The sequence below is a fragment of the Spiroplasma endosymbiont of Glossina fuscipes fuscipes genome (genome assembly GCF_049669535.1).
Classification (GTDB): Bacteria; Bacillota_I; Bacilli_A; order Mycoplasmatales; family Mycoplasmataceae; genus Spiroplasma.
On record NZ_CP187162.1, the window covers coordinates 554772 to 580098 of the forward strand.

The window sequence follows — 25327 nt, forward strand, 5'->3', positions numbered from 1 at the left end:
TATAAATGCTTATTTCTATATCTTTCTTTAACAATTTTAATATAATAAAATTAAAGTATTATTACTTTTAATAAAAATTTGGTTTTTTATTATATAATTAAAATTATTACGAAGGAGTAAAAATGGAAAATAAATATATTAGTGAATCTGAATTAGAAAAAAAGTTTATTAATAACTTAAAAATTGAAGGTTATGAATATATAAAATTAAATAATGAAGAAGATATTAAAACTAATTTTAGAAATCAAATTTTTAATCATAATAAAAATGAATTAAATAATAAACCATTAACTGATAAAGAATTTGAAAAATTATTATTTAAAATTATGGGTAAAAGTATTTTTAATTCTGCAAAAATATTAAGACAGAAAATTACAATTGAGCGTGATGATTTTAAAAAAGTAGATTTAGAATTATTTAATAAAGATAAATGATGTGATAATATTTTTCAATTTACTAATCAATTAACAATAAAAAGTATTTTTCAAAATAGATATGATATAACAATTTTAATTAATGGTTTACCTTTAATACAAATTGAGTTAAAAAAACCAGGAATAAATTTTAAAGAAGCTTTAAATCAAATTAATAGATATAAAAAAGAATCTCATAAAGGATTATTAAAATTTATTCAGTTTTTTATAATTTCTAATCTTATAGATACTAAATATTTTTCAAATAATGATGGTAATATTTTATTTGAAAATTCTTTTTATTGAACTGATGAATTAAATAATAGAATAACTAATTTATTTGATTTTACTAAAAATTTTTTAAATAAATGTCATGTTAGTAAAATGATTGCAAGATATATGATTATTAATGAAAGTAAAAAAAAATTAATGATAATGAGACCTTATCAAATTTATGCAGTTGAAAAACTTATTAAAATAGCAAGTGAAACTAATAATAATGCCTATGTTTGACATACAACTGGATCTGGAAAAACTTTAACTTCTTTTAAATTAAGTCAAATTTTAAAATATATGCCAGAAAAAGAAAAAATATTTTTTTTAGTTGATAGAAAAGATTTGGATTTTCAAACCATTGAAGAGTTCAATAAATATGAAAAAGATAGTGTTGATTATACTGAAAGTACTTATAATTTAATTAAAAATATTCAAGATTCCACTAAAAAAATAATATTAACTACAATTCAAAAAATGGCTAATGCTTGTAAAAATGAAAAATATAAATCAATAATGGCTAAATTTAAGAATAAGAAAGTGATTTTTATTATTGATGAATGTCATAGAAGTCAATTTGGAAAAATGTATGTTAGCATTAAAAAAATTTTCGAACATGCACAATATTTTGGATTTACTGGCACACCACGATTTGAACAAAATAAATCAGAAGATGGAAGAACAACAGCAGATATATTTCATAAATGTATCCATAAATATTTACTTAATAATGCAATAGCAGATGGCAATGTTTTAGGTTTTAATGTTGACTATATGGAATCAATTAGAAATAAAAAAGACACTAATGATGAATTGATTGAAGATATTAATAATGATGAATTATTAATAGTTGATTCCAGAATTAACTCTATTTCAAAAAATATAATCGAAACATTTTCAAAAAAAACATACGGAAAGAAATATAATGCTATATTTGCTGTTAAAAATATTAATATGGCAATTAAATATTATAAAACATTTAAAAATTTAAAACATAATTTAAAAATTGCTTCAATTTTTACATTTGAAGCAAATGAAGATTTAAATAATAAAGATTTTTCTTTTAAAATAGAATTAGAAAAAATAATTAAAGATTATAATATAAACTTTGATACTAATTTTAATATAAACAGATTTAATGAATATTTTATTGATTTACAAAAGAAAGTTAAAAACAAAGAAATTGATTTATTAATTGTTGTTGATATGTTTTTAACAGGTTTTGATTCACCCATAACTAGTGCATTATATTTAGATAAATTATTAAAATATCATAAATTAATCCAAGCATTTTCACGAACAAACAGAATTATAAATATTACTAAACCATTTGGTAATATTGTTTGTTATCAAACTACTAAAAAAACTGTTGATGAAGCAATTTTATTGTTTTCTAATAGTACAACTACTGATCAAATATTAATGAAACCATTTGATTATTATGAACTAGAATTTATTAAGTTAGTGAATAAATTAAAAAAAGATTATAATTGTGCTTATGATGTAGGAAATGATGGTGACGAAGTTAAAATTAAAGAATTTATTTTTTTATTTAAAGAAATAGTAAAAATATTATTAAAATTAGAAACATTTATTGAATTTGATATTAATCAAAGTAAATATAATTTTAGTGAAAATGAATATAATGAATTTAAATCTCGTTATTTGTCATTTAGTGATGAAAAAATTAAAAAAGAAAAATTATCTGTATTAGCAGATGTTGATTTTGAACTAGAATTAATTTATAGTAATAAAATTAATGTTCATTATATTTTAGAATTATTAAAAAAAATAGATTTAAACAATATTAAAAGAAAAGAAAAACAAATTAAAGAAATAAAAAAAGGATTATTAGAATCAACTGATCCAGTATTAAAATATAAATCAGAATTAATAAATTCATTTATTGAAAGAGTTATTCCTACTCTTAAAAATACTGCAGATTTAGAAGTATTATATGAACAATTTTGTGATAAAAAATATGAACAACAAATAATTAAAATTAGTAAAAAATATAATATAGATAAATTAGATATTAATGAAATTATTAGTGAATATCGTTTTACTAATCAATTGCCTTCTAATTTAATTAGAGAAAAAATTAATCAACAATATACTGAAAAAATAGCTATTAATAAAAATATCTCTAAAATAAAAGCAAAAAATGAAGTAAAAAAAGAATTAGAATTAAATATAATTAATTTAATTAATGAGTTTGAAAGTTAGGAAAAATATTATGACAACACATGAAAAACAAAATGTACAACAACAACAATTATTTTCTAAATTATGAGATATTTCTAATACTCTACGAGGGACAATGGAGCCATCCGAATATAAAGAATATATATTAGGATTAATATTTTATCGTTATTTATCAGATAATGTACAATCTATAATAGAAAAAGATTTAAAAATAGAAGGGATTGATTATCAAACTGCTTTAACTGACGAAAAATATCGTAATGATTTTTTAGAAGTTTTATATGATAATGATAGTGCTGGATATTATATTGAACCGGAATATTTATGACAAGAAATAATTAATAAAATTAATATTGGAAAATTTGATATTTTCTTATTAAGAAAAGCGTTTAAAAAATTAATTGAATCAACAGTTGGTTATTCATCAGAAAAAGAATTTGAAAATTTATTTGATTCTGTTGATTTAGATTCTAGTAAATTGGGAAAAACAGAAGCAGAGAAAAGTAAAATAATTGCTAAAGTAATGTTAAAAATTAATGAAATTAATTTTGAAATTAATGAATCAGAAATTGATATTTTAGGTGATGCCTATGAATATTTAATTAGTAAATTTGCTTCTGAATCAGTAAAAGCAGCAGGTGAATTTTATACACCACAACCTGTTTCTAAATTATTAGCTAAATTAGTTAGTCAAGGAAAAACGGAAATTAAAACTGTTTATGATCCAACATGTGGTTCAGGTTCATTATTATTAAGAGTATATAAAGAATTAAAAATTGGTCATTTATATGGTCAAGAATTAAAAACCAATTCATATAATATTGCAAGAATGAATATGATGTTGCATGGTTTAAAGTATAATAAATTTGATATTTATAATGGTGACACATTAGAAGATGATGGTTTTAAAGGACAAGAATTTGAAATAATTGTTGCAAATCCGCCATATAGTTCTCATTGATCGGCAAATCAAAAATTTTTAAGTGATGAAAGATTTAGTGCTTATGGAAAATTAGCACCAAAAACAAAAGCTGATTTTGCTTTTATTCAAAATATGATTTATAAATTATCTGATAATGGCGTAATGGCTGTTGTTATTCCTCATGGAATTTTATTTAGGGGTAATGCTGAATTAATTATTAGAAAATATATGATTGAAAAAAATTGAATTGATACTATTATTAGTTTACCAGTTAATATGTTTTATGGTACATCAATCCCCACTTGTATTATTGTGATGAAAAAATGTAAAATTGATAATTCAATTTTGTTTATTGATGCTTCGAAAGAATTTCAAAAGCAAGGAAATAAAAATACTTTAACCGACGAAAATATTATTAAAATTATTAATATTTTTAATAAAAGAAAAACTATTGATAAATTTTCTAATTTAGTTGATATAGAAATAATTAAAGAAAATGATTATAACTTAAATATTGCTCGTTATATTGATAATACAGAAGAAAAAGAAATTATTAATATTAAAGCATTACAAGATAACTTAATTAATAATGAAAAAGAAATTCAAAAATTAGATGAAGAATTTAATTTAATGTTAAAAGATTTGGTGATTAATAATGAATAAATCTTTGGTGCCAAAAATTAGATTTAAAGGATTTAATGATGAATGAAAAAAATATAAGCTTAATGATATTGGATTTTTTTTTCGTGGGCTTTATAAGAAAACAAAAGCAGATTTTGAAATAAATAATTCTAATTTTTACTATGTTACATATACAAATATTTATAATAATAGCTTTATAAAAATTGATTCTTTAAAATATGTAAATATTAATAACAATGAAAAACAAAATCGTTTAATTAAAGGTGATATTTTATTTACGATGACTTCAGAAACTTATAATGAAGTAGGACTTTGTTCTATTTTTAATTCAGATATTGACAATGTTTACTTAAATAGTTTTTGTTCTGGTTTTAGAATAATTAATATAAAAGCCATAAATTCAATTTTTTTACTTTTTTTACTTTTATCAATTCAATATAGGGAAAAAATTATTAAAATGGCTAATGGTTTTACTAGATATAATTTATCAAAAAAATTATTATTAAATTTGCAAGTTAAAATTCCTAATATTATCCAACAAAATAAAATTGCTGATTTTTTTACTATTATTGATAGGAAAATTGAATTAATTAAAGAACAATTAAGTTTATTAGAAAAACAAAAGCAATATTACTTAAATAATATGTTTGTAAATGAAAAAAGTTATCCAAAAATTAGATTTAAAGGTTTTAATGATGAATGAGTTTTAAAACAAGTTCAAGAAGTATTAACAACAATAAAATCTTTAAAAATTAAAAAAAATTTTGAATCAAATACAAAATTACCTTTAATATCGCAAAAAAAAGATTTTATTGATTCATATATTAAAAAAGGAAATTTAGTGGAACAATTACCAATTATTCTTTTTGGTGATCATACAACTATTTTAAAATATCTTGATAAGTATTTTTTTGTTGCAGATGATGGTATAAAACTTTTAGAATTAAGTAATAGTTTTAGAAATTTTAAATTAAAATTTATTTATTATTCAGTATTATTAAATAATGTTTCACAAAGTGGATATAAAAGGCATTTTTTAATGTTAAAAAATGTTTTTATTTCTTTGACAAATAATATTAATGAACAAACTAAGATTGCACATTTTTTTACTATTATTGATAGAAAAATTGAATTAATTAAGGAACAATTAAATTTATTAGAAAAACAAAAACAATATTACTTAAATAATATGTTTATTTAATTTATGGTTTTTATCTGATTTTTATATAAAAATAAAACTTTTACATAATTTTTTGATTTTTGTAAGTGTTTATATTTTGATAATGGTAAAAGTATTAATACCATCAATTATTTTCTACAAAATTAAATGAGATTATTGCTGACATTCATTTTGAATCATTATAAAATTTTACTATCATGCAATGATGATTTAAAAGGAATATAATTATATGTTAAATATTTTCAATACTATTAATTTTAGAGAAAAAGTAAATACTGATGTTAATGAAATAGGAAAAAAATTAATATTAGAAGAATGAGAAAGAACTGATCAAGAATTAAGAAAACAAAATTGTAATGGCCAAAATGGATATATTATGTGGGGTAAAAGACCTTTTACAGAAAAAACAGAGTATGGTGATATTACCTTTTTTAGAACATTATTTCGTTTTTTTAATAAAGATACTAATAAATATGAATTTGTTTTCTTATTTGATAAGAAAGTCGGAAGAAAAAAACGAAGTAGAATTAGTATTTTTATTAAAATAGCAATTTGAAAATTAATGGATAGTGCTAAAAGACAAAGAGATATTATGGATATGTACCAAAAATTAAATATATCTAAGATGACAATCACAAACATTAATAAGGAAATTGATTTTGATAAATTATTTAAAGAACAATTAAAAACAGAAACAGAAAAAATAATTGTCCAAACACCATATTTGTATGCTGGGGTTGATGATTCATTTAGTAATTTAACAAAATAGAAAAAAATATGTTTAGAACAGCATATTTTCATACTGGGTATGATGAAATAAAAAGCACTAAAAGTAAAAATGTTCTAAAAGATAAAAGAATTTTTATTGTTATGAAATCAGTAAAAAATAAATACTATCTTATTAAAAAATATAAAAAAGAATTTTTATATTTTTTAAATCAAAATTTTAATATTGAAAATTGTAAGTTAACGCTAGCAGGTGATGGAGCAAAATGAATCCAAAAATTTGCTAACGAAATTGGTGCAATTTTTATTTTAGATCAATTTCATTTAATGAAAGAATTAAAAACAATATTTCCTTATCGAAGAAGAAAACTTACTAAAAATTTAACCGATAATGAAAAAATAAGAAAACAAATTTATTGAGATATGAATAAATTATTTAAAAATGGCGATCCTGATGAAGCAATAAAATATTTAAAAAAATTAATTACAAGAAAAAATATTAAAGAATATCCATTCTTAAAAGATAAAAAAGATAAAATCAAAGATTTCATTAAATATATCAAAAATAATTCTGAGGGTATTAAAGTTTATAAAGAGGATTGATATATGGGGTCTTGTACTGAACCACAAATTTCACATAATGTCAAATGATTAAAAGGATATGGTGCTAAATCATACAGTGAAAAAGTTTTTAAAAATATGATTGCATTGAAAATGGCAAAAGAAAATGGTGTTAATTTAATTGAGTTTTATCTTAATAAATTAAACAAAAAAAATGAAAAAGAATATAATTATTATTTTAAAAATAAAGATAAACAGCAATTTTTAATAAATAAAAATGTTGCTCACCATGCACAATGTTTTGTCTAAAATTTAAAGTAAAAATCAATAATTTAAAATAAATTTATTAAATAATTTGTGATTTTTTTTTGTATTGTAAATTATTACTTTTATGTTATAATTAAATTAATTAAAAAAGATAAATTTATCTTTTTCTTAGGAATTTTATTTTAGTAGATAAATATTTATTAGAATAAGATATCACCAAACGTTTATTTTACTCCCTCTCTTTTGTTATTATGATGTTTATATTTAATTTTTGTATAATTTGAAATTAAATTATATTTTTGCATTATTTGACTAATTTTTATTCGTGACAATATAATATTTTGTTGTGCTAACATAACTTTAATTTTTCTTGTACCATAGTTTTTTCTACTTTTTAAGAAAATACTGATAATAGTATTATCAATATGTTGGGCTTGACTAAGTTTATTTGATTTTAATTGATAATAAAATATTGATCTAGCAACTTTTAGTGTTTTACATAAATTAGTAATTTTATACTTTTCTTTGTTATTTTTTATAATTACTATTTTTTGCCGATTATCAGTGCTGCTTGCTTTAAAATATCATTTTCCATTCGTAATTGTTTGTTTTCTTTTCGCAACTGAATAAGTTCATTTTCTTCAACAGAGCGATTGTCTTTAGCTTTAAATGATCCTGAATTGTTAAATTCATGCACTCATTTTCAAACAGTGGATTTACCAATTTGATAGTCATTAGATAATTGACCAGATGTTTTGCCTGATTTATAAAGACCAACAATTTGTTGTTTAAATTCATCGGTATAATGATTCTTTGCCATATAATTACACCTCCATTGTAACTTAATTATAATCTTTTACTCTACATTATTGTTGTCCAATTTATCTTAACCCATCCAATATTTGAAAAAATTATTTTGTTATATATTTTAGGTCGTTAATTTATTTTGCTTGTATTATTTTATAATACTTGTGGTGGTCAAGTATTCTTTTTAACTTTAAAAAATCAAACAACAAAACCTAATAACACTAAGACAACATTTTGATTTGGTTTTGAAAAACAATTAATTTTTCGAATAATTTGTTTATTATATTGGCAATTATTTTCTTCGTTGATTAAAGCAACTTCTGTTTCACTAATAACATTTTCTTGGTGAATTGAATTAGTTAAAATATAGGCATAATCAAATTCTGTCTCATTTTCATATTTACTACGTAAAGGATTAAAGGTTCCAGGAATAAATAAACTTAATGAAAACTTAATTTTTTTAATAATATGTTTTAAAAATTTATTCATTGCTATTCACCTCTTAAATAATTACTCATATGATAACACAAAAAATAATATTGTTAATATTTTTTTTATTTTTTTCAATGATTTTATTTTGAAATAAGGTAAGATTTAAGTATGGAAAAATAGAAAACAGGGTGAAAATTAATGGAACAATATCTTAAGATGACGCGGTTTATTTTAGAACACGGTCAAGAAAAAGATGATCGAACAAATACTGGTACAATTTCTTATTTTGGTTATCAAATGCGTTTTAATTTACAAGAAGGTTTTCCGTTATTAACAACGAAAAAGATTCATTTTAAATCAGTTGTTTATGAATTATTATGATTCATTAAAGGTGATACTAATATTAAATATTTAGTGGATAATAATGTTCGAATTTGAAATGAATGGCCGTACGAGAAATATAAAGCATCGTCACAATATCAAAATGAATCATTAAATGAATTTGTGGAGAAAATTAAAACTGATGCTACTTTTGCCACTGCTTTTGGTAATTTGGGACCTGTATATGGGAAACAATGACGAAATTTTAATGGTGTTGATCAGTTAGCAATTTTGTTAGATAATTTAAAAACTAATCCATATTCACGTCGCCATATTGTTAGTGCTTGGAATCCAGCTGAAATTGAAAAAATGGCGTTGCCGCCATGTCATACTTTAATGCAATTTTATGTTTCAAAAGATAATAAATTAAGTTGTCAATTGTATCAACGTAGTGCTGATGTTTTTTTAGGTGTTCCTTTTAATATTGCAAGTTATTCGTTGTTAACTCATTTAATTGCGCAAGTTTCAGGATTAGAAGTTGGTGATTTTGTTTACACATTAGGAGATTGCCATATTTATAAAAACCATTTTACACAAGTTAATGAACAGTTAACAAGAACACCACGCAAATTACCAACTTTAAAATTAAATCCAACAATTAATTCTTTATTTGATTTTGTTTATGAGGATATTACCCTTGAAAATTATGACCCAGCCTCATTAATTAAAGGAGTTGTTGCTGTCTAATGATTAAGTTATTATGAGCAATGGATGAGAATAATTTAATTGGGAAAAATAATCATTTACCGTGACATTTAAAAGAGGAGTTACAACATTTTAAAAGAACAACAGTTGGACAAACAATATTATTTGGTCGTTTAACTTATGAAGGAATTGGTGGGCCACTCCCAAATCGAAAAATATTAGTTTTAACAACGAAAAAAGATTATATTATTAATCATCTTGATGTTAAAGTAGTAACAAACTTGAATGATATTATTAACACTTATCAACAGAATTTAACAGATGATATTTATATTTGTGGAGGAAAAAAAATTTATGAAGCAACATTACCATATGCTGATGAATTAATTATTAGTTATATCAAAGGAAAATATGAGGGGGATACTTATTTTCCAGCATTTGATTTAACACAATTTATCTTAACTAAAACCACTGAATTAGAGCAATTTGTAATAAAATATTATAAGAGAAAGGAACAAAATTAGTATGTTAAATATTTGAAAAATTATTCTTACATGACCACGATTTTTACGAACAATTACGAAAGCAAAAAGCATTAGTAAAAAAATTAAACGAGATCCAAATATTATTTCTGAAGAATATCGTTACCATTGGTTGCAAAAACGAGCACGTTATATGTTATGAGTATACGATGTTAAAATAATTGTTCATGATCGTGACAATTGAATTGATAAAGGTTGTTTAATGGTGGCTAATCATCAATCAAATGTTGATCCAGCCTTATTATTTGTTTTAAATGATTTTAATAAAACAGCACCATGTGCTTTTATTGCCAAAAAAGAATTAGCAAATGATAAGACATTTAAAAACTTTTTAACATTAATTGATGTTTTATTTTTAGACCGCGATAATCCACGGCAAGCTTTAGAGTTAATGAAAGAAGCTAATGATTTAATTCGTGTACCAAGAACAATGGTTGTTTTTCCAGAAGGAACTCGTAGTCGTAATCAAGAAATGGGAGAATTTCATGCGGGTAGTTTTAAGATTGCTCAGAAAGCACATGCACCAATTATTCCGGTTTCAATAATTAATTCTCATCCAATTTTTAACAAGGAATATAAAAAGAAGGGGAAAAAATATGTTCATATTGTTTTCCATAAACCAATCAAACCAGATACTTTTATGACAAAGCCAACAGAGTTAATTGCGAATAATGTAAAACAAATTATTCAAAAGGGGATTGAACAATACCGTGATGTTGATCACAAAAAAGCTTATTTAGAATATAAAGCTTCATTAAAGAAAAAAAACACGTAAAGTAAAAGGAACAAGTAATTATGAATATTTTAGTTTTAATTGATAAAAAGAAACATGGTCAGGAATTAACTCGTGAAGAAATTAATTTTATTGTCGAAGGTTATACGACAGGATTAATTCCCGATTATCAAATGTCAGCTTTTTTAATGACAATTTATTTTCAAACGATGTCTATTTCTGAAATTTCATTTTTAACAGAAGCGATGATTAATTCGGGTGAAATTTATGATCTATCATCAATTTCAGGGTTTAAGGTTGATAAACATTCTTCTGGTGGGGTTGGCGATAAAGTTAGTTTAATTTATGCACCATTAGTTGCTGCTTTTGGTTTGAAAGTTGCCAAAATGTCTGGTCGTGGTTTGGGACAAACTGGTGGGACAATTGATAAATTAGAGAGTATACCAGGTTTTAGAGTTGAAATTTCTTTTTCTGAATTTGTTAAAATTATTAATCAAACAAATTTATCAATTATGTCACAATCTACTAATATTGTTCCAGCTGATAAGAAAATTTATGCTTTACGCAATGTTACAGCAACAGTTGATTCTTTGCCATTAGTTGCGGCAAGTATTATGTGTAAAAAAATTGCAACAGGAAGTGATGGCATTGTCTTAGATGTTAAGTGCGGAAGTGGAGCTTTTATGAAAACAATTTCAGAAGCACGAAAATTAGCTCAAATTATGGTTGAATTAGGAATTAAATTTAATAAGAAAATTGCAGCAGAGATCACTAATATGTCACAACCATTAGGACGTGCAATTGGTAATGCCATTGAAATCTATGAAGTTTTGCAAACATTAAAAGGGGGAGGACCTGATGATTTAAACTATATTGTGTGTGAATCAGCAGCCTTAAGTTTATGCCAAGCTGGTTTGTTTCCGGATTTAGCATCAGCTGTTAATGCTTGTCAAAAAAAAATGCAAACTGAAAAACTACTAAATTATTTTCGTGCTTTTATTAAGGCACAAGGTGGTGATTTAAGTTTTATTGATAATGATTTACCTTTAAAGGATATTTTAAAAGTAAAAAATATTATTGAAATTAAGGCAGACCAAGCTGGATATATGGAAATTATTGATACAAATGAATTGGGTTTATTAGCCGTTCGCTTGGGAGCGGGTCGAACAACAAAAGATGAAGAAATTGATTATCATGCTGGGATTTATCTTAATAAAAAAACAGGTGAACAAGTTGTCGCTGGTGATGTTGTAATGACTTTGTATACTAACCGTTATGTTACTGACCCAGTTTATGAATGAGCAAAACAAACTTTTAAAATTGTCGCCACAAAACCACGTGAGCAAGAATTAATTTATGAAATAATTCAGTAAAAAAGTGATTTTAAATTAATCACTTTTTTTGTTATAACATCTTTAATTTTTTTAAAATATCGTTATTATTAATTAAGAGTATAAAAAACAGGAGAAAGAGAATGCTAAATTTTTCACGTTATGAAGTAAAACTTGATAATTTTTCAGGACCATTAGATTTACTACTGCACTTAGTAAAAGAAAAGGAAATGGACCTTTTTAATATTAAGTTAACAGAAATTACTGATCAATTTTTGGATTATATTCGTAAAATGGAACAATTGAACATTGAAATTGCATCAGAATATTTAACTATGGCAAGTTATTTGGTTGAAACAAAAACAAAGTTAGTCTTGCCAAAAGAAGAAGTTGAAATTGATGATAACTATGAAAAAGATTCGCGTAATGAATTAATTAATCGTTTATTAGAATACAAAAAAATTAAGGAAGTTAGTCAGTATTTTAAGGACCAACATCAAGAAGGAATTCAATATTTATCAAAACCACGAACAATTATTAAGGACCATTTAATGAAAGAAGAAGATTTACCATTGTCACCAAAAATTAATATTGATAAATTAACAAATAGTTTTTTAAAAATGTTAGAGCGAATTAATGCAACAAAACCATTAGAATCAAATGTTGTTATTACTGAGGTTTCGCCAGAGGAAATGGCAGATCGTATTATGTTTTTCCTTTCAAATGAAGACAAAGAGTGGTTATTAGAAGATTTATTAGGTAATTTTGAAATATCATTACAAGTTTTTGTTGCTTGTTTTATTGCTTTATTAGATTTAGCTCGTCATCAAAAAATTGAGATTGAACAGTATCAACATTTAGAAGCAATTTATATTCGAAAATATATGAAAAAAGAAGGGAATTTAACTTAATGAATTTAAATGAAAAAATAGCCTTATTAGAAGGCTTATTATTTATTAGCGGTGATGAAGGAATTAGTTTAAAAGAAATTGCCCATATTCTTGAAATTTCCGAAGCAGAGGTTGATGAATTGTTACTAAACTTAAAAACAGAATATCAAACAAATAAGATGCGGGGACTAACGATTACAGCATTCGCCGATAAATATCGTTTAACAACGAAAAAAGAATACTATAGTTTTTATTTAAAGCTGGCAAATAATAAGAATGAAGCACGTTTATCACAAGCAGCATTAGAAACATTAGCAATTATTGCTTACCGGGGACCAATTAGTAAACCAGAAATTGAAGAATTACGGGGGGTTAATTCTGATAATGTGATTCAAAAATTACGAGCACGAGAATTGATTGAAGAAGCTGGGAAAAGTGAATTACCAGGAAAACCAATGACTTATCAAATTACAAATGAGTTTTTAAAAGTTTTTAATTTAACTTCATTAGCAGATTTACCACAAATTAAAGAAGCAATTATTGATAATGATCAGGACTTATTTAAATAATGGAACGATTACAAAAAGTTATTGCTGCAAGAGGTTATTGTTCTCGTCGTAAGGCAGAAGAGTTAATTGTCCAAGGACAAGTGAAGGTCAACAATATTGTTGTGACAACATTAGGAACAAAAGTTAGCAAGGATGATAAAATTTATATTAATAACAAGCTTCTTATTGATGAAAATAATGAGAAGGTTTATTTAATGTTAAATAAACCCCGAAATTGTGTTTCAACAATGTCTGATCCTCAACATCGTAAAACTGTTTTAAATTATATTAAGGGTGTTCCCCAACGAATCTATCCTGTTGGCCGATTAGACTATGATACTAGTGGTTTATTACTATTGACTAATGATGGTGAATTTACTAATATTATTACACACCCGAGTCATATTATTAATAAGACCTATCATGTTTTAATTTCTGGTTGTCTTGCAAAACACCAGTTGCACCAATTAGCAGCTGGGGTGGAAATTGAACCAGGTATTATGACAAGTTCTGCCCAAGCAAAATTAGTAAAATACCAAGAAGATAAAGATGTTTCAATTTTGTTATTAACAATTTATGAAGGAAGAAAACATCAAGTTAAAAAAATGATTCAAGCAGTTGGCCATGAAGTTCTTAAATTAAAACGAATTGCTATTGGTTTTTTACAATTAGATGAAGCTTTAAAACCAGGCGAGTGGCGCTACTTAAAACCCAAAGAAATTAAACGTTTTTTTGGGATAGCATCACAATTAAAAACAAAATAAAGGAGAGAAAACACAATGCGAATTACCTTAGCTGGAGTTGTTGGAGTTGGAAAATCAACTGTTAGTAAAATGTTAGGAAAAAAACATCAATATATGGTGATGGATGAGCCAGTTGAAGAAAATCCATATTTAGATCAATATTACGCAGACCCCAAGGATATGGCTTTTAAAATGCAAGTGTATATGATAATGGCGCGCAGCAAACAATTAAAACAAGCAAAAATAACATCAAATATTATTTTTGATCGAAGTATTCTAGAAGACCCAATTTTTGTTGATGTTTTATATGAATTAGGATATATGAATAATACAGATTATAAAGTATATAAAGAATTTTATGATGTTGTTGTTTTACAAAGTTTATATTTGGATGAAAATATTAAACCAGAATTAGTGGTTTATTTACGAGTTGACCCCGAAATAGCAATGGAACGAATTATTAAAAGGGGACGAGCTAGTGAACAAAATGTTAACAGTGCTTATTGAACATTGTTAAATCGCAAATATGAGGAATGATATGAACGGGTAAAAGATAAGTTTAATTTTTTGGTAATTGATGCAAACAATAAAACGCCAGAAGAAATTGTGGCAATAATTTCAGAAAAGTTAACTGCTTAATTTGATAATAAAAAAATACTATTATCAAAAATAGTATTTTTTTATTAGGCTTGCCCCAATCCTTTTTCTTTTCAAATTTGCATTACAGCATCTTTTCCTTTTGTTTCTAAGAGGTCTTTATATTCAATGTATCGTTCTTGACATTCTTTAATTTCTTTTAAAGCCTGGTCTAAACCACTTCACCCATTAATTTTAACTGCTTTTTTTTGCAATGCTTTATATTGTAAAAAGAAGTTTTCAATTTCATCACGAAGATGTTGTGGTACATCTTCTAATGTTTGAATATGGTTAAAACGAGGGTCATCAGCAGCAACTGCCATTAATTTGGTATCAATTTCACCATTATCAATCATATTAATTGTTCCCAAAACGCGAACATTAATTTGACATCCTGGCATTGTTGGATATGTAATTAGCGAAATAACATCTAGTGGATCACCATCTCAATCTAAAGTATTCTCAATAAAACCATATTCACCAGGATAAAAATTAGCTCCATATAAAACACGATCTAAGGTAATGCGCCCAGTTTTAAGATCGTATTCATATTTATTACTGCTTCCTTTTGGAATTTCGACTATAATTGGTAAAACATTATTTTTACTCATTGTTTTCTTCCTTTCATTAATTTCCTAATTATTAATATAACATAGAAAAAATAATAATGTTATTATTTTTATTATTATCTTTTTTTACTTGCTTTTATATATAATGTAAACTGTAATATGAAGTGCAACAAATCAACTCAGAAAGGAGTTGATTTTTTAATGGAAAGAAAACATTATTTTATTTTGCGGTCCTTAGTAACTAAGTATGGAAAAGATAATGTTATTAATACTGTTAATAAGCTAGTAACTAATAATGTAAAAGAAAATGAATAAATTATCCGCGTAATTTATTAGCGGTAATTTATTCAATATTGTTTATTTTGAGCGTAGCGAACACGCGAAGCGTGCCGCGCGAACTAAATTTCTAGGAGGAATTAAGTTATGCCAGTATGGTTAACATGAATATTTAGTATTGTTATTATTTTAGGAATTCTTGCTTGAATTGGTCTATCGATTTATCAAAAAATTCGTCAAATTCAAGGAAAGAAAAAAATAAAAAAGAAATTAAAAATAAGGAGGATAAGAAATAATGTTAGGGATGTATTTAACAACAGCTGTTAATTTTCTAGCTGCAGATACTCCTACTATTTCAGGTGGAATGGATTCTATTTGAAGCGGTTTAGGACAAGCTATGATGAAAGTTAAAGACGCTGTTTATGCTGTGTTACCACAATTAATGACTTTTTTAGGTGATGCGTGAATTATTTTAATTCCATTTGGAATTTGAGTAATTATTAAAATATTAAACTTTTTCCGTGTTATGGTTAAAGGATTTTAATATTTATTATAATCGATCATATATCTTAGCTGTGGCACACTAGTTTTGTATATTTGATTTACTAATTTTATATTTTCTATTAACGTTGTTAATAGTATTTTTCAGTGTGCCTTAATTTTTATTTTTATATATTTAACAATGTAATTAACAGTGTTTATTACAGTACATATACATTTTTTAGACATTAGATATAACAATGTTTTTTTCAGTAACAGTAAAGGAGTATTTATGAAAAAAATAAATGTTGGTAATGATAAAATATTTTCTCGACAAGAGCGTGAAAATATTTTAGAGAAAGTAAAAAATTTTTATAAAAATATAATGCAAGATTTATTAGATGTAATTAAAATGAAGATTAAGACAATGCAAGCTACTTTAATTCAATTAAATGAGTATGAAATTCATCATGAATCAATAAATATTATTCGAAAAGAAATGAGTTTTTATCAGCATATTGCAGAACAGTTAGAAAGTAATATTGTGAAATAGTTTATGCAATTTTTAAGTCCTTTATCATGAGTTGGTGGAAAAACTGAAGCTGATAAATTTATATCTTCCTTTTTCCCCAACAAAATAAAAAGATATGTAGAATTATTTGCTGGTTCAGCTGCGATTGGTTTGCGTTTAATGTTTAATGACAAAGTAGATGAAGTAATATTAAATGATATTAATTCTGATTTAATGGCTTTTTGAAATGATGTAAAAACCAATAATATTATTAATAAATATCCCAAATTAAATTCTGTTGAAGAAGCTAAAAATATTTATAATTCATTACCTAAATTTGGCAAAAAAGGATGAGAAACTTTATTTCAAAATTGTTTGGGTTGAAGTGGCCGTGAAAATACTACTTTTTCAATTACACGTTATGAATTAAAATATTATGATTGTTTAGAGCGTGTTAAATTATGTGAATATTTACTAAATAAATATAATGCAATTTTAGAAAATAAAAATTATTTTGAAATTATTAAAATTTATGATGATGAGAATACTTTTTTTATTTAGATCCGCCTTATTATATTGCGAATATTTCTGCAATATATAAGCATTATAAATTTGATTATAAAGAATTATTGTATTATTTAAAAAATATAAAAGGAAAATTTATTTTAAGTTTAAATAATTGTGAATATATTAAAAATTTGTTTAGTAATTTTTTTCAAATTGAATGAGAAAAAATTTATGATATGAAACATAAAAATAAATTATTTGACTACCCAAATTTGTATCATCATAATTTGGATTTCCACCTTGCTGAACTCTAATATTTTCTTGTACAATAACATCAATATATTTTAATAAAAAAGAACAAATATTTTGATAATTGTTATGAGTATAAAAAATTAATTTACCGTTATTATCAATTTCGGGTAATTCAGGTTCATTAGTATTATTATCATAACGATAAAGAGATTTAATATATTCAAAATTAATATAATAATTCTGAAAAGATATATTACCACCAGGAGTTAAAACATCTCATTTTGAATTAAATTTAACAATATAATTTCTTTGGTCTATAGGTTTAAAAATTACTATATTGGATGGGTTAAGATAAATTGGACAACAATAATGTAGAGTAAAAGATTATAATTAAGTTACAATGGAGGTGTAATTATATGGCAAAGAATCATTATACCGATGAATTTAAACAACAAATTGTTGGTCTTTATAAATCAGGCAAAACATCTGGTCGATTATCTAATGACTATCAAATTGGTAAATCCACTGTTTGAAAATGAGTGCATGAATTTAACAATTCAGGATCATTTAAAGCTAAAGACAATTGCTCTGTTGAAGAAAATGAACTTATTCAGTTGCGAAAAGAAAACAAACAATTACGAATGGAAAATGATATTTTAAAGCAAGCAGCACTGATAATAGGCAAAAAATAGTAATTATAAAAAATAACAAAGAAAAGTATAAAATTACTAATTTATGTAAAACACTAAAAGTTGCTAGATCAACATTTTATTATCAATTAAAATCAAATAAACTTAGTCAAGCCCAACATATTGATAATACTATTATCAGTATTTTCTTAAAAAGTAGAAAAAACTATGGTACAAGAAAAATTAAAGTTATGTTAGCACAACAAAATATTATATTGTCACGAATAAAAATTAGTCAAATAATGCAAAAATATAATTTAATTTCAAATTATACAAAAATTAAATATAAACATCATAATAACAAAGATATCACTTACAAATATAATAATTTGTTAAATCAAGATTTTGATAATTATAAATTACATGAAGTTGTTGTTAGTGATTTAACTTATGTTTGAATTAATAATCAATGATATTATGTATGTTTATTGATTGATTTGTTTAATCGTGAAATTATTAGCTATGATGTTAGTTCTCATAAAGATGCAAAATTAGTTGAAAGTACTTTTAACAAACTTAATTTTTCTTTAGAAAATATTAAAATATTTCATACTGACCAAGAAAGTGAATTTAACAATAGTACTATTTATAAACTTTTGACTAAGAACAATGTACAAAAATCTTATAGTAAACCTGGATATCTTTATGACAATGCAGTAGCTGAATCTACTTATAAAATTTTAAAAACTGAATTAGTCAAAAATAAAAAATTTAAAAGTATTGAAGAATTTAAATTAGAATTATTTGATTATGTTAATTGATATAATAATACTCGTATTCATAGCAAATTAAATTATTTATCACCAATCCAATATAAAAATCTTTACTCTATATAAAATTTGTCCAAAAAACCCTTGCCATTCCACTTTTAAATTAAGCGGTTTAATGATTAACTATTTTTGAAAATAGTTTAAAATTGTTGTTAAACTGGTATCTAAAATAATATTCGGACATTACATTTTATTTTGCTTATTTTTTAAAACAATTTATAATTATATAAGGTGATAAAATGCAAGCAAGAACAAAAAGATTATTCTATTTAGATACTAAAAGAGTTGCAGCAATGGCAATTATTATTGCGTTGTATATTTTGCTATCATGGCTAAGTAAAATATTAAACTTAGCAGTTTTTCCTGTTGCTCCATTTTTAAAAATAGAATTAACTGATTTTTTAATGTTATTAGCTGTGCGGTTGGTTGGAATTATTTATGCTAGTCTTTTAACAATTAGTGTTAGTTGATTACGAATGGCTTATTTAGGTAATGGCCCAATCGATGTTTTTGCTTTAATGTTAGCTGATTTAATCTTTTTAATTGTGTTTTGATTAGGCGATATTTTTCTTCGCAAAGGAATTAATCGTTTAATTAAAAATAAAACTTCAAAAAAGGTGGATTATTTAATAACAACAAGCAATGTTATTTTAGCAATTATAATTGTTTCATTCTTAATGACTTTGTTTAATTGATTATTTATTTATGATATGTACGCACGTTTCTTAAATTATACACCAGAGGCAATTCAATGATTTAAAAGTATTTTAGTTCCAATAATTATTTCATTTAATTTATTAAAATTTACAATTAATGGCGCAATTTTTATTGCAATTTATCGTGCTGTTATTCATTTGGAAAAACAATTTGCTGTTGTAAAAGAAAGTATGAAACTAAAACAACCATTTTATGATTTTGATATTGTTGATGAAATTTATTTTTAAAAAGCAAATTTATTTTATTGAAAATAATCTTTAATATATGTTATAATTTTTATGGTATGCCCACGTAGCTCAATAGGATAGAGCATGCGCCTTCTAAGCGTAGGGTCGTGAGTTCGAATCTCTCCGTGGGCGCCATTTAAATTGCAATAAAGAGTACCTTATTTAATAATTTAAATAAGGTTTTATTTTTTTAAAATTGTTATAATAATATTACTAAAGAATCAATAATATAAGGAGGAGGTATTAAATGTCAACATCATTAAATTATTACGATGAATTAATTAATGAGATTGAAGGATTAATTGATAATAATGATTATAATGAAGCTCTGATTAAACTTAAAACGGAGTTAACAATGCCATATATTCCTCAACATATTGAAAAGATGTTAGAAACACTATTAAAAGATGTTGCTGCGAAAATGATTGAACAACAGCCAAAACCTAATTCAGTTTGATCATTAGCAAAGATTAGTGAAATTTTAACACATCCAACTGATGAAGAAACACAATTATTGGCCTTTCATTATTTAAAAGATCAAAATTTACGTAAAATTTTACCAATAATTCGAAAATATTTTGTTAATAAAAAGGTTTCAAATTTCACTAAGATTTATTTATTATATTTATTAAAAGAACAAGAAATTAACGAAGTCTTTCAGGTTCAAAAAACAAATGGTTTTTTTAAACTAAATCCACAGGAAATGATTCCTTATAAAGAAGAAAAACAAGTTAAGTTAGTGATACAATTATTAGATCAATGAGTCTATAATGATAATCCTAGTTTATATCATACTTGCTTGTATTTATTAGAAACATATTATTATGATTTATATCCATATTTTATTGTAGATAATGAAATTCAAGCGTTAGCGGTTGCAATTATTTATCAGGGGCAAGTAATGTATAATGAAAAAATTAATGTTGAAGAATTAGCACGACAATTTGATGTTGTTGTTCCAACAGTTCAAAAATATTTATTATACTTAAATAATAAAAATTTGTAGGCGAAATATTGCAATAAAACAAATAAAAATAAAAGAAAAATATATAAAAAAGTATTTTAAACCATTCTTTTTGTTATAATGGTTTATGTGAAAATAGTTAGGTAAGGAGTAAAATATGAAATTTAAAGCAGAAAAAATTCAAGATAAAGGAATTGGAAAATGATATGTAACTATTGATGGGGCAGAATGAACAGATTGTGTTAAAAAAGCAGAAACCAAGGCAGCTAATGAATTAGAAGTCCCTGGTTTTCGAAAAGGAAAAGTTCCAACTGATTTACTAAAAAAACATTTAACAGAGGCAAAAATTTTAGATGCAGCGCATCATTCAGTTGTTAATAAAGCTTACCAATTTGCTTTTGACCAAAAATCAGAGATTGAACCATTTTCTTCGCCAACACCAAGAGTTAAAAAAATTACTAAAACAGAATATATTTTAGAATTAGAATTTGACTTGAAACCAGAAGTTAAAATTAATAAATATACTGGGTTTAAGCATGACCACTTAAAAAAAGAAGAAATTAAAATTAAAAAAGAAGATATTGAAAATAATATTGATCAATTACGGAATCGTTTTGCAATTTTTAAACCAAAAACAACCGCAATTGCAAAAGGAGATACAGTTATTTTTGATTTTGAAGGATTTGTTGATGGTAAACCATTTAAAGGGGGAAAAGCGACTGATTTTACCTTAGAAATTGGTAGTGGTCAATTTATTCCTGGTTTTGAAGATGCAATGATTGGGTTAAAAACAGGAGATCAAAAAGATATTAATGTTACTTTTCCTGCCGATTATCAAGTTGAAGAATTGAAATCAACTCCTGCAGTTTTTAAATTAAATATTAAAGAAGTAAAGGCCAAAGAATTACCAGAATTAAATGATGAATTAGCAAAAGATATTAATTTAAAAGGAATTGATACTTTAGCTAAATTAGAAGACCATGTTAAAAATAATATTCGAGAACAATTATTAAAACAAGAATATGATCATTTTATTGGACACTTATTCCGTTTAATTGCGGAAGATTCTGAAATTGCGTTGCCAGAATCAATTATTCGAAAAGAAGCTAACCAGTTAAAACATGAGTTTGAACAAAAATTACAAGCTCAACAAATGGATATGAAGACTTATAAAAAACGAACAGGAATGGTGGAAGAAGATATTTTTGAAGAATTATTTAAAGATGCTAAAAATCGGTTAGAGAATGGGGTTATTGTTGATGCTGTTGTTCAAGCAGAAAAAATTACAGCAACTCCTGCCGAATGTGAAGTCCAATACGAAAAATTAGGAAAACAATTTGGGATTGATGGTAAAACCTTAAAAGAAACAAAATTAGTATCAGAACAACAAGTGAAAGAGCAAGTTATTCATGATAAAGTATTTGCCTTTTTATATGAAAATAACGGTGAATAAAATAAAACTAACAGATTGTTAGTTTTATTTTATTAAAGGAAGATATTCTTCATAACCAGCATCAATCATTTTTGATAAGGGAATAAAACGTAAAGCAGCAGAATTAATACAATAGCGTAAACCACCATCAGCTTGGGGGCCATCATTAAAAACATGGCCTAAATGAATATTTGTTTTGTTAGTACGGACTTCTGTTCGTGATATTCGCAAAGAATGATCTGGTTTTTCTTGGAGTACGGTTTTATCAATTGGTTTGGTAAAACTGGGTCAACCACAACCAGCATCATATTGATCAGAAGAAACAAATAGGGGTTCTCCTGATAAAATATCAACATAAATGCCTTTTTCTTGATTATTTCAGTACTTATTTTGAAAAGGCGGTTCTGTTCCGGCATTTTGGGTTACTTCATATTCTAATGGTGTTAAATTAGCAATTTGTATTGTGGTTCAAGGTTTTTTCATTGCGATCCTTCTTTCTTTGATTAGGATAATCTTATCATTATTGAGGTTAAAACTTTAAAAAATGGTATTTTTAGAGGCATAATAAATAAATACAATAATTTATAAAAATTAGCACTTATCTATTGCAAGTGCTATTTTTTTTGTTATAATCTTTTTGTAGTTCAAATTATATTCCGATATGCTTTAAAATGTGATAAGATATTGTCAATATAAAGTGAAGGAAAGAAACAGGAGGTGTTTTGAAGATGGATTCAAAGATAACCCAATTAAAAAATGTACCAGTTTTAGTAACACGTGGTAGTTATATTTTTCCAGGCTTTGAACAGGTATTAGAAGTAGGACGAGATAAATCAATTTTAGCGGTGAATACAGCAAACAAGGATTTTGATAATCATATTGTTTTAGTTAGTCAAAAAAAGCCACTAGAGGATGATCTAAAATTATCTGAAATTTATCGAATTGGAATTTTGACGGAATTAAAAATTCGGAAGGTATGAGAAGATGGTAGTTTAACTGTTAACTTTAAAGCAGTTGATCGGGTAAAAATTTTAGACCTACGTGAAGGTGAACTGTATATTGCGGACATTGATATTTTAAAATCAATTGTTAAATCAGAAGATAAAATTGCAGAAAAAATTACCGCTAACATTAAAGAGTTAATGGAATTACAAGATATTTTACCAGAAGATTTATTAGATCAAATTGGTGATTCAGTTGATGGTAATGAAGTTGTTGATACAATTGCCCAATTTTTACCATTTATTCCCGTGGCGAAAAAACAAGAAATCTTAGAACAATTAGATGTTGAAAAAAGATTACAAATTATTTTTGATCATTTAGTTAATAAACAACAAGCAAATGATATTGATAATAAAATTAGCAAAAAAATTAAGGAACGTGTTGATGAACAACAACGAGAATATTATTTACGTGAAAAGTTGAAAGCTATTAAAGATGAATTAGGCGAATTTGATGATGCTGCTGATGAAATGAAAACATACAAAGAACGTTTAGCAAAAGAACCATTCCCTAAAAATATTAAAGAACGAATTGAGCAAGAAATTACGCGTTATGAAGCATTGCCACAAGCATCGAGTGAATCAAATATTATTCGAACTTACATTGACTGAATGATGCAAGTGCCATGATGAGAAAAAACTGAAGAAAAAAATGATTTAAAATTTGCACAAGAAGTGTTAGATAAATATCACTTTGGTTTAGACAAAGTTAAAGAACGTATTATTGAATACTTAGCAGTAAAAACAATGACTAATTCTTTAAAAGGACAAATTATTTGTTTAGTTGGCCCACCAGGGGTTGGAAAAACTAGTTTAGCAAAATCAATTGCGGAAGCAACTGGTCGTAATTTTGTTAAAATGGCCTTGGGTGGTGTGAAAGACGAATCAGAAATTCGTGGACATCGTAAAACATATATTGGGGCAATGCCAGGACGAATTATTCAATCAATGAAACGTGCTAAAACAACAAATCCATTATTTTTATTAGATGAAATTGATAAAATGGCATCTGACTATCGTGGTGACCCAGCTAGTGCAATGTTAGAAGTACTAGATCCCGAACAAAACGCAACATTTTCTGACCATTATTTAGAAGAAAATTATGATTTAAGTAATGTTATGTTTATTGCAACAGCAAATTATTATGATAATATTCCAGAAGCATTAATTGATCGTATGGAAATTATTCAGTTATCATTATATACTGAATTAGAAAAATTCCATATTGCAAGAGATTATTTAGTACCAAAAGTATTAAGCAATAATGGGTTAGCCGATGGCCAATTAACTATTACTGATGATGCAGTTAACGAAGTAATTAAACATTATACTCGTGAAGCTGGAGTTCGTCAGTTAGAACGAGATTTAAATGCGATTGCCCGGAAATTTATTGTTAAATTTTTAAATAAAGAAATGACTAATTTAACTGTCACAGCTAAAATTGTTAATGAGTTACTAGGAAAACGTCGATTTGAACATACCGAAAAAGAAAAAGAATCACAAGTTGGGGTTGTTACTGGCTTAGCATATACTCAATTTGGGGGTGATATTCTGCCAATTGAAGTTAATAGTTTTTTAGGAAAAGGTTCATTAGTTCTAACTGGAAAACTGGGGGATGTAATGAAAGAATCAGCCTCAATTGCCTTAGATTATGTTAAAGCAAATTCTGATAAATTTGGCATTAGTGCAAAATTCTTTGAAACCCATGATATTCATATTCATGTTCCAGAAGGAGCAGTACCAAAAGATGGTCCATCAGCAGGAATTACTTTAACAACGGCAATTATTAGTGCTTTAAGTAATCGCCCGGTTTCAAAAGATATTGGAATGACTGGTGAAATTACCTTACGAGGACAAGTCTTACCGATCGGGGGATTACGAGAAAAATCAATCTCAGCTAACCGAAGTGGTTTAAAAACAATTTTAATTCCAAATAAAAACATTAAAGATATTGAAGATATTCCAAAAGAAGTTCAAGAGACTTTAAAAATAATTCCTGTTGCAACATATGATGAAGTCTTTAATAATGTTTTTGGCACAAACTAAAGGATAAAA

At 25.1% G+C, this 25327-nt stretch carries 28 protein-coding genes, 1 tRNA gene and 1 pseudogene; 24 read left to right on the forward strand and 6 right to left on the reverse strand.

The genetic code is table 4. The annotated features are described in order from the left end of the window. Positions 1-122: 122 nt before the first annotated feature. The 5 genes from ACOBWH_RS03210 to ACOBWH_RS03230 all read left to right on the forward strand — a co-directional run bounded on the left by ACOBWH_RS03210 (position 123) and on the right by ACOBWH_RS03230 (position 7231). A complete protein-coding gene (locus ACOBWH_RS03210) occupies positions 123-2912 on the forward strand; it encodes a type I restriction endonuclease subunit R (protein WP_424527064.1) in 2790 nt (929 codons plus the stop codon). A 10-nt stretch (positions 2913-2922) separates the two neighbouring features. Further along, entirely contained in the window at positions 2923-4476 is a 1554-nt protein-coding gene (locus ACOBWH_RS03215; protein WP_424527066.1) for a type I restriction-modification system subunit M, read from the forward strand. Then, positions 4469-5656 (forward strand): restriction endonuclease subunit S, encoded by a 1188-nt coding sequence (locus ACOBWH_RS03220; protein ID WP_424527068.1) that lies wholly within the window; start codon positions 4469-4471, stop codon positions 5654-5656. Before ACOBWH_RS03215 ends, ACOBWH_RS03220 begins: the two co-directional genes overlap by 8 nt. 208 nt (positions 5657-5864) lie before the next feature. Continuing rightward, entirely contained in the window at positions 5865-6404 is a 540-nt protein-coding gene (locus ACOBWH_RS03225; RefSeq protein ID WP_424527070.1) for a UPF0236 family transposase-like protein, read from the forward strand. Between the two features lie 8 nt (positions 6405-6412). Further along, on the forward strand, positions 6413-7231 hold the full coding sequence (locus ACOBWH_RS03230; protein ID WP_424527072.1) for an Mbov_0401 family ICE element transposase-like protein: 819 nt from the start codon (positions 6413-6415) through the stop codon (positions 7229-7231). 182 nt (positions 7232-7413) lie between these two features. On the opposite strand, the gene ACOBWH_RS03235 is transcribed toward ACOBWH_RS03230, so the two are convergent. From ACOBWH_RS03235 to ACOBWH_RS03245, 3 genes are all read right to left on the reverse strand, one after another. Beyond that, on the reverse strand, positions 7414-7791 hold the full coding sequence (locus tag ACOBWH_RS03235; protein WP_424527393.1) for an IS3 family transposase: 378 nt from the start codon (positions 7789-7791) through the stop codon (positions 7414-7416). Further along, a complete protein-coding gene (locus ACOBWH_RS03240) occupies positions 7734-8009 on the reverse strand; it encodes a transposase (RefSeq protein ID WP_424526188.1) in 276 nt (91 codons plus the stop codon). Before ACOBWH_RS03240 ends, ACOBWH_RS03235 begins: the two co-directional genes overlap by 58 nt. A 140-nt stretch (positions 8010-8149) precedes the next feature. Next, positions 8150-8485 carry a hypothetical protein gene (locus ACOBWH_RS03245; RefSeq protein ID WP_070406613.1) on the reverse strand — a complete coding sequence of 112 codons (336 nt, stop codon included), beginning with the start codon at positions 8483-8485 and terminating at the stop codon, positions 8150-8152. 141 nt (positions 8486-8626) lie between these two features. Here ACOBWH_RS03245 and thyA point away from each other — a divergent pair, with 141 nt between their 5' ends. The 8 genes from thyA (at position 8627) to ACOBWH_RS03285 (ending at position 14880) form a co-directional block, all read left to right on the forward strand. Further along, entirely contained in the window at positions 8627-9496 is an 870-nt protein-coding gene (thyA, locus tag ACOBWH_RS03250) for a thymidylate synthase (protein WP_424527074.1), read from the forward strand. Then, complete coding sequence (locus tag ACOBWH_RS03255; protein ID WP_424527076.1) at positions 9496-9978, forward strand: dihydrofolate reductase; 483 nt, start codon at positions 9496-9498, stop codon at positions 9976-9978. The genes thyA and ACOBWH_RS03255 overlap by 1 nt, the downstream gene beginning before the upstream one ends. A gap of 1 nt (position 9979) precedes the next feature. Further along, positions 9980-10771 carry a lysophospholipid acyltransferase family protein gene (locus ACOBWH_RS03260; protein WP_070406616.1) on the forward strand — a complete coding sequence of 264 codons (792 nt, stop codon included), beginning with the start codon at positions 9980-9982 and terminating at the stop codon, positions 10769-10771. Between the two features lie 20 nt (positions 10772-10791). Further along, a complete protein-coding gene (locus tag ACOBWH_RS03265; RefSeq protein ID WP_424527078.1) occupies positions 10792-12102 on the forward strand; it encodes a thymidine phosphorylase in 1311 nt (436 codons plus the stop codon). 101 nt (positions 12103-12203) lie between these two features. Next, positions 12204-12971, forward strand: coding sequence for a segregation and condensation protein A (locus tag ACOBWH_RS03270; protein WP_424527080.1), 768 nt, complete (start codon positions 12204-12206; stop codon positions 12969-12971). Next, positions 12971-13519 carry an SMC-Scp complex subunit ScpB gene (gene scpB, locus ACOBWH_RS03275; RefSeq protein ID WP_424527082.1) on the forward strand — a complete coding sequence of 183 codons (549 nt, stop codon included), beginning with the start codon at positions 12971-12973 and terminating at the stop codon, positions 13517-13519. Before ACOBWH_RS03270 ends, scpB begins: the two co-directional genes overlap by 1 nt. Further along, positions 13519-14262 carry a pseudouridine synthase gene (locus tag ACOBWH_RS03280; protein WP_424527084.1) on the forward strand — a complete coding sequence of 248 codons (744 nt, stop codon included), beginning with the start codon at positions 13519-13521 and terminating at the stop codon, positions 14260-14262. Before scpB ends, ACOBWH_RS03280 begins: the two co-directional genes overlap by 1 nt. 15 nt (positions 14263-14277) lie before the next feature. Continuing rightward, positions 14278-14880 (forward strand): deoxynucleoside kinase, encoded by a 603-nt coding sequence (locus ACOBWH_RS03285; protein ID WP_070406621.1) that lies wholly within the window; start codon positions 14278-14280, stop codon positions 14878-14880. Positions 14881-14924: 44 nt separating this feature from the next. Here ACOBWH_RS03285 and ACOBWH_RS03290 read toward each other — a convergent pair whose 3' ends face one another. Next, complete coding sequence (locus ACOBWH_RS03290; protein ID WP_424527086.1) at positions 14925-15488, reverse strand: inorganic diphosphatase; 564 nt, start codon at positions 15486-15488, stop codon at positions 14925-14927. A gap of 381 nt (positions 15489-15869) precedes the next feature. On the opposite strand from ACOBWH_RS03290, the pseudogene ACOBWH_RS03295 reads away from it, so the two are divergent. The 4 genes and pseudogenes from ACOBWH_RS03295 to ACOBWH_RS03310 all read left to right on the forward strand — a co-directional run bounded on the left by ACOBWH_RS03295 (position 15870) and on the right by ACOBWH_RS03310 (position 17274). Continuing rightward, positions 15870-16018 (forward strand): annotated as a pseudogene (locus ACOBWH_RS03295) (hypothetical protein). Next, complete coding sequence (locus tag ACOBWH_RS03300) at positions 16018-16266, forward strand: hypothetical protein (protein WP_004028750.1); 249 nt, start codon at positions 16018-16020, stop codon at positions 16264-16266. Before ACOBWH_RS03295 ends, ACOBWH_RS03300 begins: the two are co-directional and overlap by 1 nt. A 228-nt stretch (positions 16267-16494) precedes the next feature. Beyond that, positions 16495-16755 carry a hypothetical protein gene (locus ACOBWH_RS03305; RefSeq protein WP_424527088.1) on the forward strand — a complete coding sequence of 87 codons (261 nt, stop codon included), beginning with the start codon at positions 16495-16497 and terminating at the stop codon, positions 16753-16755. Positions 16756-16758: 3 nt separating this feature from the next. Beyond that, positions 16759-17274 carry a DNA adenine methylase gene (locus ACOBWH_RS03310; protein ID WP_424527090.1) on the forward strand — a complete coding sequence of 172 codons (516 nt, stop codon included), beginning with the start codon at positions 16759-16761 and terminating at the stop codon, positions 17272-17274. Positions 17275-17415: 141 nt separating this feature from the next. Here ACOBWH_RS03310 and ACOBWH_RS03315 read toward each other — a convergent pair whose 3' ends face one another. Further along, positions 17416-17829 (reverse strand): spiroplasma phage ORF1-like family protein, encoded by a 414-nt coding sequence (locus tag ACOBWH_RS03315; RefSeq protein ID WP_424527395.1) that lies wholly within the window; start codon positions 17827-17829, stop codon positions 17416-17418. Between the two features lie 59 nt (positions 17830-17888). Between ACOBWH_RS03315 and ACOBWH_RS03320 the strand changes: the two genes are divergently transcribed. The 6 genes from ACOBWH_RS03320 to tig all read left to right on the forward strand — a co-directional run bounded on the left by ACOBWH_RS03320 (position 17889) and on the right by tig (position 22292). Next, a complete protein-coding gene (locus tag ACOBWH_RS03320) occupies positions 17889-18164 on the forward strand; it encodes a transposase (RefSeq protein WP_424527092.1) in 276 nt (91 codons plus the stop codon). After that, positions 18056-18997, forward strand: coding sequence for an IS3 family transposase (locus tag ACOBWH_RS03325; protein ID WP_424527094.1), 942 nt, complete (start codon positions 18056-18058; stop codon positions 18995-18997). The genes ACOBWH_RS03320 and ACOBWH_RS03325 overlap by 109 nt, the downstream gene beginning before the upstream one ends. Positions 18998-19170: 173 nt before the next feature. Beyond that, positions 19171-19875: an ECF transporter S component gene (locus ACOBWH_RS03330; RefSeq protein ID WP_424527096.1), complete on the forward strand. Its 705-nt coding sequence runs from the start codon at positions 19171-19173 to the stop codon at positions 19873-19875. 58 nt (positions 19876-19933) lie between these two features. Beyond that, positions 19934-20010 (forward strand) — tRNA-Arg (locus ACOBWH_RS03335). Between the two features lie 112 nt (positions 20011-20122). Continuing rightward, a complete protein-coding gene (locus ACOBWH_RS03340) occupies positions 20123-20881 on the forward strand; it encodes a DUF3196 family protein (protein WP_424527098.1) in 759 nt (252 codons plus the stop codon). 115 nt (positions 20882-20996) lie between these two features. Next, positions 20997-22292 (forward strand): trigger factor, encoded by a 1296-nt coding sequence (tig, locus tag ACOBWH_RS03345; protein ID WP_424527100.1) that lies wholly within the window; start codon positions 20997-20999, stop codon positions 22290-22292. Positions 22293-22316: 24 nt separating this feature from the next. Here the strand turns inward: tig and msrB are convergent, their stop codons facing one another. Continuing rightward, positions 22317-22754, reverse strand: coding sequence for a peptide-methionine (R)-S-oxide reductase MsrB (gene msrB, locus ACOBWH_RS03350; RefSeq protein WP_070406632.1), 438 nt, complete (start codon positions 22752-22754; stop codon positions 22317-22319). 245 nt (positions 22755-22999) lie between these two features. Here msrB and lon point away from each other — a divergent pair, with 245 nt between their 5' ends. Next, positions 23000-25318: an endopeptidase La gene (lon, locus tag ACOBWH_RS03355; protein ID WP_424527102.1), complete on the forward strand. Its 2319-nt coding sequence runs from the start codon at positions 23000-23002 to the stop codon at positions 25316-25318. Positions 25319-25327 lie beyond the last annotated feature (9 nt).